Annotated in this window: 14 protein-coding genes and 1 riboswitch; of the genes, 8 read left to right on the top strand and 6 right to left on the bottom strand. The window is 62.4% G+C overall.

The window, feature by feature from the left end:
* Window positions 1-281 (top strand): glycerol-3-phosphate dehydrogenase C-terminal domain-containing protein (locus VJ604_RS14840; RefSeq protein WP_324083813.1); only part of this gene is annotated, 281 nt, incomplete at its 5' end.
* Between the two features lie 140 nt (window positions 282-421).
* Window positions 422-1,024 carry a J domain-containing protein gene (locus tag VJ604_RS14835; protein WP_324083810.1) on the top strand — a complete coding sequence of 201 codons (603 nt, stop codon included), beginning with the start codon at window positions 422-424 and terminating at the stop codon, window positions 1,022-1,024.
* 75 nt (window positions 1,025-1,099) lie between these two features.
* Here the strand turns inward: VJ604_RS14835 and VJ604_RS14830 are convergent, their stop codons facing one another.
* Together VJ604_RS14830 and VJ604_RS14825 are read right to left on the bottom strand one after the other, a co-directional pair.
* Window positions 1,100-2,674 (bottom strand): MFS transporter, encoded by a 1,575-nt coding sequence (locus VJ604_RS14830; RefSeq protein WP_324083808.1) that lies wholly within the window; start codon window positions 2,672-2,674, stop codon window positions 1,100-1,102.
* 151 nt (window positions 2,675-2,825) lie between these two features.
* Window positions 2,826-2,963: a hypothetical protein gene (locus tag VJ604_RS14825; protein WP_324083807.1), complete on the bottom strand. Its 138-nt coding sequence runs from the start codon at window positions 2,961-2,963 to the stop codon at window positions 2,826-2,828.
* A 273-nt stretch (window positions 2,964-3,236) separates the two neighbouring features.
* On the opposite strand from VJ604_RS14825, the gene VJ604_RS14820 reads away from it, so the two are divergent.
* Both VJ604_RS14820 and VJ604_RS14815 read left to right on the top strand, forming a co-directional pair.
* Entirely contained in the window at window positions 3,237-3,716 is a 480-nt protein-coding gene (locus VJ604_RS14820; protein ID WP_324083805.1) for a putative molybdenum carrier protein, read from the top strand.
* A 104-nt stretch (window positions 3,717-3,820) separates the two neighbouring features.
* Window positions 3,821-3,994, top strand: coding sequence for a YegP family protein (locus tag VJ604_RS14815; RefSeq protein WP_324083803.1), 174 nt, complete (start codon window positions 3,821-3,823; stop codon window positions 3,992-3,994).
* Between the two features lie 714 nt (window positions 3,995-4,708).
* Here the strand turns inward: VJ604_RS14815 and VJ604_RS14810 are convergent.
* Together VJ604_RS14810 and VJ604_RS14805 are read right to left on the bottom strand one after the other, a co-directional pair.
* Window positions 4,709-5,857: a sensor histidine kinase gene (locus tag VJ604_RS14810; RefSeq protein ID WP_324083800.1), complete on the bottom strand. Its 1,149-nt coding sequence runs from the start codon at window positions 5,855-5,857 to the stop codon at window positions 4,709-4,711.
* 102 nt (window positions 5,858-5,959) lie between these two features.
* A complete protein-coding gene (locus VJ604_RS14805) occupies window positions 5,960-6,475 on the bottom strand; it encodes a M48 metallopeptidase family protein (RefSeq protein ID WP_324083797.1) in 516 nt (171 codons plus the stop codon).
* 233 nt (window positions 6,476-6,708) lie between these two features.
* Between VJ604_RS14805 and VJ604_RS14800 the strand changes: the two genes are divergently transcribed.
* Both VJ604_RS14800 and VJ604_RS14795 read left to right on the top strand, forming a co-directional pair.
* The gene (locus tag VJ604_RS14800; protein WP_324083795.1) at window positions 6,709-6,948 is read left to right on the top strand and encodes a hypothetical protein; all 240 of its coding nucleotides are present in this window, start codon (window positions 6,709-6,711) and stop codon (window positions 6,946-6,948) included.
* A 121-nt stretch (window positions 6,949-7,069) separates the two neighbouring features.
* Entirely contained in the window at window positions 7,070-9,145 is a 2,076-nt protein-coding gene (locus VJ604_RS14795; RefSeq protein WP_324083793.1) for a methyl-accepting chemotaxis protein, read from the top strand.
* Window positions 9,146-9,261: 116 nt separating this feature from the next.
* On the opposite strand, the gene VJ604_RS14790 is transcribed toward VJ604_RS14795, so the two are convergent.
* Window positions 9,262-10,128 (bottom strand): sulfite exporter TauE/SafE family protein, encoded by an 867-nt coding sequence (locus VJ604_RS14790; protein WP_324083792.1) that lies wholly within the window; start codon window positions 10,126-10,128, stop codon window positions 9,262-9,264.
* Window positions 10,129-10,251: 123 nt separating this feature from the next.
* Between VJ604_RS14790 and VJ604_RS14785 the strand changes: the two genes are divergently transcribed.
* On the top strand, window positions 10,252-11,706 hold the full coding sequence (locus tag VJ604_RS14785) for a PAS domain S-box protein (protein ID WP_324083790.1): 1,455 nt from the start codon (window positions 10,252-10,254) through the stop codon (window positions 11,704-11,706).
* A gap of 109 nt (window positions 11,707-11,815) precedes the next feature.
* Here VJ604_RS14785 and VJ604_RS14780 read toward each other — a convergent pair whose 3' ends face one another.
* Window positions 11,816-12,046, bottom strand: coding sequence for a competence protein CoiA family protein (locus VJ604_RS14780; protein WP_324083788.1), 231 nt, complete (start codon window positions 12,044-12,046; stop codon window positions 11,816-11,818).
* Window positions 12,047-12,406: 360 nt separating this feature from the next.
* Window positions 12,407-12,485, top strand: a riboswitch (cyclic di-GMP riboswitch).
* Between the two features lie 79 nt (window positions 12,486-12,564).
* On the opposite strand from VJ604_RS14780, the gene VJ604_RS14775 reads away from it, so the two are divergent.
* Window positions 12,565-12,765, top strand: a complete 201-nt coding sequence (locus VJ604_RS14775; RefSeq protein WP_324083787.1) for a hypothetical protein — start codon at window positions 12,565-12,567, stop codon at window positions 12,763-12,765.
* The last annotated feature ends 96 nt before the right edge of the window (window positions 12,766-12,861 follow it).

Here is a 12,861-nt window from a genome sequence, read left to right as displayed (position 1 = left end):
GGGCGGAGCAGGTAGCGTCGCTCTGCGGTGGGCCACTCGGCGAAAGGGTGGCGGCGGGATACCCCTTCCTCAAGGGGGAGGTCCTTTACGCGGCACGAGAGGAGCTGGCCCTGCGGGGGACCGATATCCTGGCCAGGCGCCTGGGGCTCGCCCTGCTGGATGAAGGGGCGGCCAGGGGGTCGGCTGGCGCCGTCCTGGAGCTGCTGGCAGGGGAACTCGGCTGGGACCTCGACCGGCTGGCAGCCGAGCGGCGCGAGGTGGCCGAGGCGCTTCTTGATTAACCCAAAGGATAACGGTATGCTTAGCTATCCTTTCTCATTTGGGGGAGGGAACTTATTGCGAGAGCCGGCTGACCTGCCGGAACCGGGGACCTTCCCGGGGCGGCGGACGGTGCGGGCCATTTAATGGAGGAGGGCGTGTCATGGCTGACCAAGAGTTTGTCGATTACTACGAACTGCTGCAACTCAATCCCAACGCTGACGGTGAGACCATCGAAAGGATCTTCCGTCACCTCGCCAAGAAATACCACCCCGACAACACCGTCACCGCAGATAGCGCCCGCTTCCAGAGCATCATGGAGGCGCACCGGATCCTGTCGGACCCGCAGGTGAGGGCAAGTTACGACGTCAAATACCAGGATTACTGGAACCGCAGGTGGAAGCTTGCCTCGGAAGCCACCAACCACGCCGGTTTCGGCGAGGACCAACTGGCGCGGGAACGGCTGCTGTCCCTTCTCTACGTCCAGAGGCGGCGCAGCATGGCCCGCCCTGGCATCGGGGAGGTGGAGGTCTGCAAGCTCCTGCAGCTGCCGCCCGAGCTGGTGGAGTTCCACCTCTGGTACCTGAAGGCCAAGCGGTGGGTGGAGCGACTGGATACCGGTCTTTTGGCCATCACTGCCGAGGGGGTCGACCAGGTCGAGCAGAACCAGATCCGGCTCAATCCCGACCACCTGCTGGAGGCGCCGGGTGCGCGCCGGGGCGGGGAGGCGGATGGCGCCGACCCGCAGAGGATTGCGGCTGAGTGAGCTCGGGAAGCTAAGGGTGGGGCAGGGGAGTAGGCCGGGGGCGGTGCAGCCAGCGGCCTACGCAGCCCCCGCCGCTCACTCCTCGCCATTTCCCCCTGCCTGCCGCGCCCTTTCTGACGGGCGCCACCACTGCAGCAGCAGGAAGCTGGCCGCCATCACGGCGTAGCCTGCCGCCATCTGCCAGACCATGGGGGAGGGGGGCGACAGCGGCGAGAAGATGGCTCCCGAGGGAAGCGGGGAGTGGATCACCCCGCACAGGGAGAAGAGGGCGCACAGGAGCAGGTAGACGGCCGAGGCGCCCGGCTTGTGGTCCAGCACGTAGGCGAAGGCCGCTCCCCACAAAAGCGAAGTGATCACGAAGCCGTTGCCCAGGGCGGTGGTGGCCTTGCAGGTGGCCGCCAGGTCGCCGGAGAGGTCGGCGGCGCTTTTCCCCAGCCCCCCCAGCAGTTGGCCGAACTCGATGGATATCAGGCAGGCGATGGCCGGGATGAAGGAGATGGCCAGCGCCCGGTAATGCCGGCGGGGCGTCGCCTCGAAGGCCTGCGCGGTGATCTCGATGCCGATGAAGATCAGGATCGGCGCCACGGCCGCCTCGGGAAGCAGTCCCACCAGGAACGAGAGATAGCCCAGCACGGCGCCCAATCCCACGAAGAGTCCGGTCGCCACCGTGTAGCCGGCACGCCCACCCATCTCCTTGTAGGCCGGGTGCCCGATGTACGGGCAGGACTGGATCACCCCGCCGCACATCCCCGCCAGTAAGGTCGCAAATCCCTCCACCAGCAGGATATCGCGGGTATGGTAGTCATCCCCTGCCACCGCCGCGCTCTCGGTCACGTCCACCCCTCCCACCACGGTCGCCAGCGCGAAAGGGATGGCCAGCGGCAGGTAGCCCATCGCCCGCCCCAGGCCGGGGAGAAACTGCAGCGAGGGGAGCGGCAGGTAGAAGGCGAAGGGTGGCGTGCCCAGCGGCGCGTGGGAGCCATCCGGCAAGAGCCCGAGGCTCCCCAGCGCGTAGTAGGCGACGGTGCCGCACAGGATGCCGGCCAGGGCGCCGGGCAGGCGCAGGGGGAGCTGGAAACGGGCCAAAAGCGAGATGAAGACCATCCCGAGCGACAGGAATCCCACCACCGGGGAGTTGAACAGCTTGAGGAAGGGAAGGTAGGCGATCAGCAGAAGGGCGATGGCGGCGATGCTGCCGAGCAGGCCGGCGCGGGGGATGGCCCTGCGCAGGGCCGGCCCGCAGAAGGAGACGGCAATCTTGAAGAGACCCATCAGCACCACGGTCGCCATGGCCACCTGCCAGGTGAGGTGGGCGTCCTTGGTGGCAAGGTAGCAGGGGCCGATCACGCCGAAGGCCATGCCGAAGGTGGAAGGGGTATCGAGCCCCAGCGGCATGGCGGTCACGTCCTCGCGCCCGGTCCTGACCGCGAGCCGCCAAGCCATCCAGGAGTAGAGCAAGTCACCCACCAGCACACCCACCGCGCTCCCCGGCAGCATGCGGGAGAGGATCAAGTCACGCGGCATGCCGAAAACGCCGGTCAGGATGGCCGCCAGGATGACCAGGCAGGAGACGTTGTCCAGCATCAGGCCGAAGAAGGCGTTGATGTCGCCCACTGCGAAGAGGGACGTAGCGGCGGGTCTGCGGTCCATAGGGAACTCCTGTCGAAAATGGCGTCAAGGTGCCATACCGCAGGCGCGTTTGCAACAGTATTCCCCTCCCTCCCCTAAGGAACCCTGAGGAAAACAAAAACCCCTGCCGGTCGAGGCAGGGGTTTTTCCCGCAGGGGATTGTATAGGAACCTCAGGCGGTGGGCGGCGTGTAGTACGGTTTGTTGCCGGACCCCTTGCAGACCGTGCAGGGAACCATCACCCGGTCGTAGCCGTTTTGACGAAAGGCGGCGCGGACCATACCTTCGCCTTTGCATTTAGGGCATCTCATGGTGTCCTCCTTTGACCGCTACGCCTTGCTAAGGCGTATATTTTGATTTTACTCGTCTTTCCCTTCCCTTTTCAAGTCCGCCGCCCACCCCATGCGACCGGCTGGCGGGGAATGCCGAACGCCGCTCATCCGCTTCGAAAAGCGCAGGGCATGCTTCGACAGGCTCAGCACCGACGGTATGACCTTGCATCAGGACCAACCGGGCAAACCTCTGATGGTTTGCATGCTACAATTCCCTCGGCTGATGCTTAGACGTTTATGGGAGGAACGAATATGGTCGAGAAGGTGATCTCCGGAGGACAGACGGGGGTAGACCGCGCCGCTCTGGACGCCGCACTGGACGCGGGCCTGCCGGCGGGGGGCTGCTGCCCCAAGGGGCGCAAGGCGGAAGACGGCGTGATTCCGCAGCGCTACCCGCTCACGGAACTGGATTCGCCGCAGTACAGCAGCAGGACGGAAAAGAACGTGGTGGACGCCGACGGCACCCTCATCCTCAACAAGGGAGCGCTCAGCGAGGGGACCAAGGCTACCCACGATTTCGCCCTCCATCACGGCAAGCCGTGTCTGATCGTCCAGCTTGACCAGCTCGAGTCGCCGGCGCCGGCCTGCTGGCAGCAGGTGATCGCCTGGATAGAGCGGCACGAGCTCCGCGTCCTCAACGTGGCCGGCCCCCGCGAGTCGAAGTGCCCGGACGGGATCTACCGGGACGCCTACCGGTACCTGGCCGGCCTGTTCGCCGCCCTCCCCAGGTGAGTTGGCTGGCGCTCCCCTGCCGGCGGGGTTTGTTGACAAAGCTCCGGACGCGGGTATACGCTCACGATAGGAAGCTAACTTCCCGAATTACAAAGGAGCGCGTCATGAAGTTCCAGATCTTCACCGGGAAGGACCAGCAGGTCTATTTCCACATCAAGGGAGACAATGGCGAGATCCTGACCCACTCCGAGGGGTACAGCAGGAAGGAGAGCGCCCAGGACACCATTGAAGCAATCAAAAAAGCGGCTTCGTCGGCGTCCATCGTCGATGAGACCTGAGTTGCTCCGGAGGTATCGCTATGAAGATAATCAAACGCGTAGCAATAGTCGCACTGGCAGCAATGGCCCTGACGGCATGTGCGACAGACAGGAGCAGTAGAAACGAGGATCAGGACAGCATCAGCTTACCGGCCGGCGCTGCTACCGGTGGCAGCCCCAGCATCCCACAGCTTGACCCCACCGTCGACCAGTGACAGCGAAGGGGCAGCCATTGAGCCTGGGGCCAACGGCTGCTCCTTTGTTCCACTCTTCCCCCTTTTCCATTATCCCTTCATCCCCTCATTCCCTCATCCCCGACCAGAAACTTTCCCTTTGCACGCACTCGCGGCAGATGTTGAGAACTTGCACAGTTCCGTCCAACACTTGAACAACCCGGCTTTCCTTCCGACTCTTTCCATTGTTATCCGGTTGTAATTATTACCCGCAGTTTTCCCTGCGTCTGGCGGCGAATCTGCACTGCATCTCAAGTAGGTGGCACCCACCACCGGCGTTGACCAAGGCGGTTTTTTAGAAAAAAATAATATAACGGTTGACGGCAGGACAGGGCGCGGTAGGCTTAGAGCCGGGTATTGGCACACCTCCTTCACCGTAGCACCGCAGAAAGGAAAAGGCCCCGCATCCGCGTCGGGGCCTTTTCTCATTTTCTGGTACTGACAACCATCCCCTCCCCCGGACCGCGAGAGGAAGGGTTGGCAGAGAGGGGCGGGAGGGGCGCTACTCGATGGTGAAGTAGATGCAGGCCCCCTCGCCGAGTTTCCCTTCCGCCCACACCCTGCCGCCGTGCCGCAGGATGACGCGCTCCACGGTCGCCAGCCCGATGCCGAAGCCGCGGTACCTCTCGGTGTTGGGGAGGCGCTGGAAGGGGGTGAAGAGCTTGCCGGCGTCGTCCATGTCGAACCCCACCCCGTTGTCCCGCACCAGGAAGGTGGGCACCCCGTCCATTTCCCGTTCCCCGAATTCAATGACCGCCGTCTCCTGCAGACAGGTGTATTTCCAGGCGTTGCCGAGCAGGTTGTTGACCACGATCCGCATCAGGTTGGGATCGCAGAAGGCGGTCATGCCGGGGGCGATCACGAACTCCACCTTCCGGTCCGGGTCGGTGACCCTGAAGGAGAGGGAGACCTCCTGCACCAGTTCGCTGAGGTCGATCCGTTCCCGGTGCAGCTCGATGTGGGCGAAGCGCGAGAACCTCAGCAACTCCTCGATCAGCTGATTCATCCGGTAGATGACCTGGCCTTCCTCCCGAAGGTAGCGCAGGCACTCCTCGGGCAACTGGTCGCCGACCAGCGTCTCGATGAGCTGGTTGTAGCTCCCCAGCAGGTTCAAGGGCTGACGGAGGTCGTGGGCGACCGTGTAGTTGAAGGCCTGCAACTCCTCGTTGGCGGTCTCCAGCTCGGCGGCCCGCTCGGTCAGCGCCTCGTTCAGCCGCCTGATTTCCTCCTCCGACTCCCTGCGCTCGGTGATGTCGCGGTCGATGCCTCTGAGCCCCACCAGCCGGCCGTCCGCATCGTGGATGGGGACGCCGCTGGTTTCCAGGACGCGCAACGAGCCGTTCTTGTGGAGGTTGATGTTCTCGAGATTCTGGAAGGGGCGGGGATCCCGGAGGATCTGCTCGAGGCCTGCCTTGATGCGGGCGGCCTCCTCGCGAGGCATGAAATCGAAGGGGGTCTTGCCTAATACTTCTTGAGGGGTGTAGCCGAGCAGGTCGATGATTTTGGGACTGGCATAGACGTAGCGGCACGCTTCGTCCACCTCCCAGACCCAGTCGCTGGTGTTTTCCACCAGGTCTCTGAAGCGCTGCTCACTCTTTATGAGCTTCCCGAGATCGGGGCTATCGGTCGACACGTCTTTTCTTCGGGTCATTGGATAGGTCCTTCTCTTTAAGAGGGTGCCAATGATACCGGTTTTATCTGTAAAGTCCAGTGAGAATTGATTAACTTTGAGTGGGGGTTGCCCTTCCGTCCCTCAGTAAAGAGCACCGAACAGGTCAAGGTGGGTGAGATAGAGCCTGGTGTCGAATTCCAGTTGCTGGTAGGCCGGCTCCATGTACTCGCACAGACTGTAAAAAGCGCGGTTGTGGTCTTTCTCCTTGAGGTGTGCGAGTTCGTGCACCACGATCATGCGCAAAAACTCCAGGGGGGCCTCCTTGAAGACGGAGGAGATCCTGATCTCGTTTTTGGCCTTCAGCTTCCCACCCTGCACCCGGGAGACGAAGGTGTGCAGGCCGAGGGCGTCGTTGAGGGTGCTTATCCTGGGATCGAAGGTGACCTTGGAGAGAGGCTGGGACTTCCTGAGGTACTCGTTTTTCAGCCCCATGGCGAAGTCGTACAGCGCCCGGTCGGTCCTGATCGCATGGGGAGCCGGGTATTTCTTCAGTAGATGGCCGGCCAGCCCTTTGTTATCGACCAGTTGCCCCACCTTCCTCCTGATCTCTTCCGAATATCCCCCCAGGTACTTGAATACCTGCTGCTCGCTGTTCATCTGATCCCTCGGCTGTGAAAATCTGCTCCCTTGCTAGCGGGCACCACTATACACGAACCCGCTGCGCGAGCGCCATCACTGTGTGGTGTGCCGGCTCTCATGCTGGGCGGACCGGAACTCCTTGCGTCCTGACCGCCAGCGGACGGAAAATGTGAGAGAGGGCGGCCATCGCAGAAACCGGAAAGAAGCTAGTAGAGCCGCCAGCCAAACGAAAATACCAGGGGGAACCCGTTATGAGCAAAAAGAGCTATCAACGTGGCGCAAGCCGCGTGCAGACGAATATAGGCAGGCAGGGGGGAGCCGGGCAGGGCGGCAGCCAACCCGTTTCGCTCCAGCAGGGGAAAGTCGTCGACATGACGCCCGGACGCGCCCCCGCCGAGGGTGGCGAGATCGACTCCCCCTCCCACGAGCGTTGGGAGGAGAGGACGCCCGATCGGGATCCGGCCGAGGGGGCCGATATGGAAGAGAAATAGCCATGGCTAACTTGCCAATACCACTTGGCTTTACGGGTTAATTGTGGCATTATGCCACACCTGTCGTCCTCATTAATCCGGTCCCCCGCGGGGCTGTTGACTCTCTTGTAAGGTGAAAGACATGTGGCAAAGCATCAAGGCCAAGCTGATCCTGCTGGTCGGCTTGGGATTTCTGGCCGTCGCGCTCACCGTTACCGTTTCCTACCTGATCGCGGTGCGCGAGATCAAGACGATCATGCAGACCGACGTCTCGGCGGTCGCCGACTCGCTTGAGAAAAGCATCGACTATATCGCCTCCGTCAAGCCCGACGCCAAGGACGACCCCGCCTTTAAGAAGTTCGTCTACGGCGTCAAGATCGGCAAGAGCGGCTACGCCTTCATGCTCGACCAGCAAGGGACCTTGGTGGTTCACCATCAGGACGAGGGGAAGAACCTGGCCGGCCAGCCCCACATCGACTGGATCAGGACCCATCCCGAGAGCGGGGTGTACGAGTACACCGCCAAGACCACCGGCCAGGACAAGATGGTCGCCTACCGCTACCTCCGCCCCTGGGGGCTTTGGATCGTTCCCGGCGTCAACAAGGCCGACTACTTCGACCAGCTGAAGGCGAACTTCCTGAAGTGGAACATCCGCTGCTCTGCCGTTATCATCCTGCTCCTCTCGGCGGCCAGCCTGCGCATCATCCGCGGCATCTCCGCGCCCATCAGGTCGGCGGTGGGGGTTGCCAACGGGCTGGCCGACGGGGATCTCACCGTCGATCTGGAGTCAGCAGGGGAGCGCGGCCAGGGGGGCGAACTGGGCGCCCTCGGCCAGGCGCAGCGCACCATGGTGCTGGGTCTCAACAGCATGGTCACCCGTATCAACGAGAGTTCCCGCGCCCTGTCGACCATATCGGAGACCGTCTCGGGGAGCGCCGGGCTGGTGCATGAGGCGGCCGACCGGCAGTCGGCGTCGGTGGCCGAGGCGTCGACGGCGGTGGAGGCCATCCTCGCCTCGGTCCAGGACATGGCCCAAGGGGTCGAGGTGCTCTCCGGCGCCGCCGAGGAGACCTCCTCCTCGACCCTGCAGATGCGGGGGAGCGTGGAGGAAGTGGTCGTCCTGATGGAGGGACTTACCGGGGCGGTGGAGGAGGTGAGCTCCTCCATCACCGAGATGAGCGCCGCCGTCAAGCAGATCGGCCGCGGGGTTGAGGGGTTGCTCGAGGTCTCCGCCATGACCGGTTCCTCGGTTGCGGAGATGGAATCGTCCATCCGGCAGGTCGATCGCAACGCAGGCCACACCGCGGCCCTTTCCCGCGAGGTCCTCAAGGAGGCCGAGGCGGGAAGGGAATCGGTGCGGGCGACCATCGCCGGCATCGACGACATCGGCCAGGCCTCCAAAACCGCTGCCCAGGTGATGGGCGAGCTCTCGCGCAGCGTGGCCGGCATCGGCACCATCCTGGAGGTGATCGACGGCATCACCGCCCAAACGAACCTGTTGGCCCTGAACGCGGCCATCATCGCCGCCCAGGCTGGCGAGCACGGCAAGGGGTTCTCGGTGGTGGCGGGTGAGATAAAGCAGCTCGCCGAGAAAACCAAGGCTTCCACCGGCGAGATCGCCCGGGTGATCGAGGATGTCCTGAAAAAGACCGCCTCCGCCGTGGAGACCATCGACCAGGCGCAGGGGAGCATCGAGTCGGGGGCACTACTGTCCCGTGAATCGGGCAAGGCGCTGGACCGGATCGTGGAGCGGATACAGAGGACGGCCGAGCAGGCGGGAGAGATCGCGCGCGCCACCCTGGAACAGGCCAAAGGGGGGGAACTGATCCAGGAAGCGATGGAGAGCATGTCCGAGATGGTGATGCAGATCAGGAATGCCACCCGCGAGCAGGAGCGCGGCGGCGAGCTGATCGTGGCGGCGGTGGAGCGGATGAAGGATATGAACGACCAGGTGCGCGGTTTGGCCAACGAACACAACGGTGCCAGCCGGGACCTCGCCCAGGCCACCGACGAGATAACCGGCATGGTGGAAAGGATCAAGAACGCCTGCGCCGAGCAGAGCAGGTGCGGCAGCCGCATCGCCGAGGCCATGGCCAACATAACCCGTTCGGCCGAGGGAAACCTGCATTCCGCCGCCGGGCTAAGCGAGGCGGTGGCGGGACTGGGGACCCAAGTGGAAGTGCTGCAGAAAGAGATGTCCGCCTTCCGGACCGCCTGACCCACTTCCAGCATTCCCGGCTTTGCCAGCTTCCGCAATGGCCCCCCCCTTGACCCACCTCCGTAATGGTCCCCCCCTTGACAAAGGGGGGACAGGGGGGATTTGCTTTTTGCCCCTCACCCCCACATCAGCTTCAACCCCAACACTCCCCCCAGCACCACGAACAGCAGTCGGACCCAGCCATGTCCCTTACTGCGCCCAATGCGCGAGCCGCAATAGGCGCCGATCACCGAGCCGGCCGTGGAGGGGAGCATCAGGGTCAGGTTAGCGAGACCCGCCGCGCTGTAGATGCTGACGGCGAAGCTGTTCCAGCAGAAGGCGATCAGGTAGTAGTAGCCAAGCGCGGTCAGCAGCGAGAGGCCGCGTCCCTTGCAGAGCAAAAGCGAGGTGAAGAGACCGTTGCCCGAACCGAAGAAGGCCTCGTAGACCCCGAGAGGGAAGGCCAGGACGCCGGTGACGCAGCGTGACAAGGCGGGAGGCTGCTCGTTTTGCCCGAGGGCCGGATTGAGCGCCACCACCGCCACCAGCGCCAGGATGACCGCCCCGATCACCCGCTGCATCGCATGGGTGTCGGCACCCCGCACGATCACCGTTCCCGCGTAGGCGCCCCCCAGACCGAACAGGATCATCACCCCCACCAACACCCAGTCGACCTTTCGCCCTTTCAGGTAGTTTCGCGCCGCGATCAGGGTCCAGGCCGCCCCGTTTAGCTGGTTGGAGGCGATCACCACCGGCAACGGGAAGCCGAGGGCGAGCCAGACCGGCGTGGTCAGCATGGCCGCGCCCGCGCCGCTCATGGAGCTCAGCAGCGAGGCGAGGCAGGCGACGGAAAAAACCGTTATGCTTTGCTGCGGATTGCCGATTTTGATTCCTCCCGCACGAATTTCCCAACCTTTGCTACCACAACGCCAGCCCACCCCGATCCCGCGCGCGAAGTTTGCCATCTGGTGCAGCAAACGCTCCCGCAACGTTCGGTTCGGCATTGTAAGGTAACAAAAACGCTGCGTCAATTGCTCCGCCGGGGGGGGGCGGTAGAGAAAACTCCGTAGCGGCAACCTGATCCTTGAGGTACACTATAAGTAATTTGCTTTCATAGGAAAACCCACATGCCAAAACAAGCCCAGGCCGATCGATGTGTGGAGATAGGTTCCAAAGCAATCCTGGATGCTATCGGTGATGCGATCAGTATTCAGGACCGGGACCTCAGGATCGTGTACCAGAATCCGGCCCACATCCGTCTGATGGGCGAACACCTGGGCGAGTATTGCTACGCCGCCTACCAGCAAAAGAGTGAAGCCTGCCAAGGGTGCCACCTCCTGCAATGTTTTGCGGACGGCGAGATCCACCGGCGCCAGTCCAGCGCCGTCAAGCCCGACCGGGGGGTGATCCACGTCGAGATAGTCTCCGCCCCGGTCAGCGACGCCAGCGGGGCGATCGTCGGTGGGATCGAGTCGGTGCGGGACGTGACCGACCGGGTCCTGATGGAAGAGCGGCTGCAGAAGCAGCTGGCAGCCATCGAAACCTCAATGGACGGAATAGCGATACTGAACAGCGAAGGGGAGTACGTCTACCTGAACCACGCCCATGCCGAGGTGTACGGCTACCCTGCTGCGGCGGAGCTGATCGGAAAGAGCTGGCGGTGTCTCTACGAGGACGACGAACTGGAGCGGTTCCAGAGGGACGTCCTCCCCATTTTGTTCGAGAGGGGAGCATGGCGGGGAGAGGCGACCGGTAGGAGGGCTGACGGCTCCCGGTTTCCCCAGGAGCTTTCCCTGACCATCACCAAAGACGGCGGCATCATCTGCGTCGTTCGCGACATTTCAGACCTCAGGCAGTCCGAGTCCCAGCTGAGGTTGCTGAACCTCGACCTGCAGGCAAGGGCGAGGGAGCTCACGGCGGTGAACAGGGAGCTGGAGAGCTTCAGCTACACAGTTTCCCATGACCTGCGCAAGCCGCTCACCGTGATCAAGGGGTACTGCGAACTGATCCAGGAAGGGTGCGGCAGTCAGCTTAAAGCCGACTGCGGGGAATACCTCAAGGAGATCTGCCAGGGTGCCGACAACATGAATCTGCTCATCGACGCCCTGCTCAGATTCTCCCGCATCAGCCGCTCCGAACTCCACCAGCAGACCGTCGACCTGAGCGCGATCGCGACCACGGTCGCGGCGGAACTGGGCATGACCGAACCGGGACGCAGGGTCACCTTTCGGATCGCCGAGTCGGTAACCGCCGAGGGCGATGCCGATCTGCTGCGGGTCGTGCTTGACAACCTCCTTGGCAACGCCTGGAAATACACGCGCGGCAAGGAGCAGGCGGTCATCGAGTTCGGCATGATGGGGGTCGAAGGGGGAGCTGCCTACTACGTGCGTGATAATGGATGGGGCTTCGACATGGCCCATGCCGGTCAGCTGTTCGCGCCTTTCCTGCGCCTCCCGGGAGCCGGTGCGGAAGGGTACGGCATTGGCCTCGCCACGGTGGAGCGGATCGTCAAGCGTCACGGCGGCAAGGTATGGGCCGAAGGGGAACCGGGCAAAGGGGCCACCGTCTTTTTCACCCTCTGATCTGATGGCCTGGTGGGACCGATACCGTTCCGAAAAAAAGCCCTTGCTCACCGTCCTGTGAGCAAGGGCTTTTCCATCTGCGAAATTAATGGGTAGCAGCCAAAGAGGTTTAGTAGTCCCTCCCCGGATCGGTGTAGGAACAGTCGGGATTTTCCTTCAGATGCACGAAATGGGCGACGTGTTTGTCACCGGCAATGCGGGGCCGCACCGGTTTTCCGCATTGTGCGCATTCGAAGGGGAGGGTGTTACGCAGTTCCGGCTGGGCGGCTTCCCTGATTGCCAGCGCTTTGTCGATATCAATCAGGTGACCGTAGAATTTGCACTGTAATGCCTGCTTCATTATGCGTGCTCCTTGTGAGAGGAATTATCGTCAAAAGAGCCGAAAGACAAACGGCGTTATTTTCGTACCTGTTATACCGAATTTTGCAACTTTTGTTAACAAAAAAATCGGACTCTTCTCTCCCGCTGGTAGCTTTTTCTTCCTTTTATCCCCACGCTCACCTCGTTCCTCGTCCTGCTGGGGAGAGTCCTCCGGCCTTTCTACTGGAGAGTCACCGAAATTTTCAGCCGAGGTGGGAACTGTATTAAAAACAGTGTGTTGCTCTTTCGGTGAGGCCAACTGCGAGAGTTGCCTTTCCTCTTGACTTGGTTTTTCTCCTGCGCTATCGTGCGGAGAAAATCGTGCAGGACCAGCTTCAGATAACGATAATACTAAACCGCCCGCGAGGGCGGGGCGGAAAGCCTAAAGGGTCTCACGGGGAGACAGCCGGGTTGCCGAAATATCTTCATGGATATGCGGTCCCGGCTTTTTTTGTTGCCGGGATTTAGCATCTGTACCCGGTCCTCAAGGAGCCCCCGATGAACATTTTGAAGAGCGTCCTCCAAAGGTTGCATCTCATCGATTGCCAGGACAGGAACTGTCGCACCCGAAGGATAAGCGACGCCTTTTTCGAGTGCAGAGTCCGGGTCCCCAACCCCAATTACTGCGAACACTCGCGCTGCTCCGGCGACAGCTTCATCTGCAATCACCACGACCGCGAGATGTTCGCGGCCAAGTAGCAGAGCCCCTAAAGAAAAAGGCCCGCCAGGTTAACCTGGCGGGCCTTTTTCTTTAGGGGCTCTGCTACTTGGCCGCGAACATCTCGCGGTCGTGGT

This window comes from Geomonas sp. (genome assembly GCF_035254065.1).
GTDB lineage: Bacteria > Desulfobacterota > Desulfuromonadia > Geobacterales > Geobacteraceae > Geomonas.
Note: the sequence above shows the minus strand (reverse complement) of the source record. Positions and strands in the feature narration are given on the sequence as shown.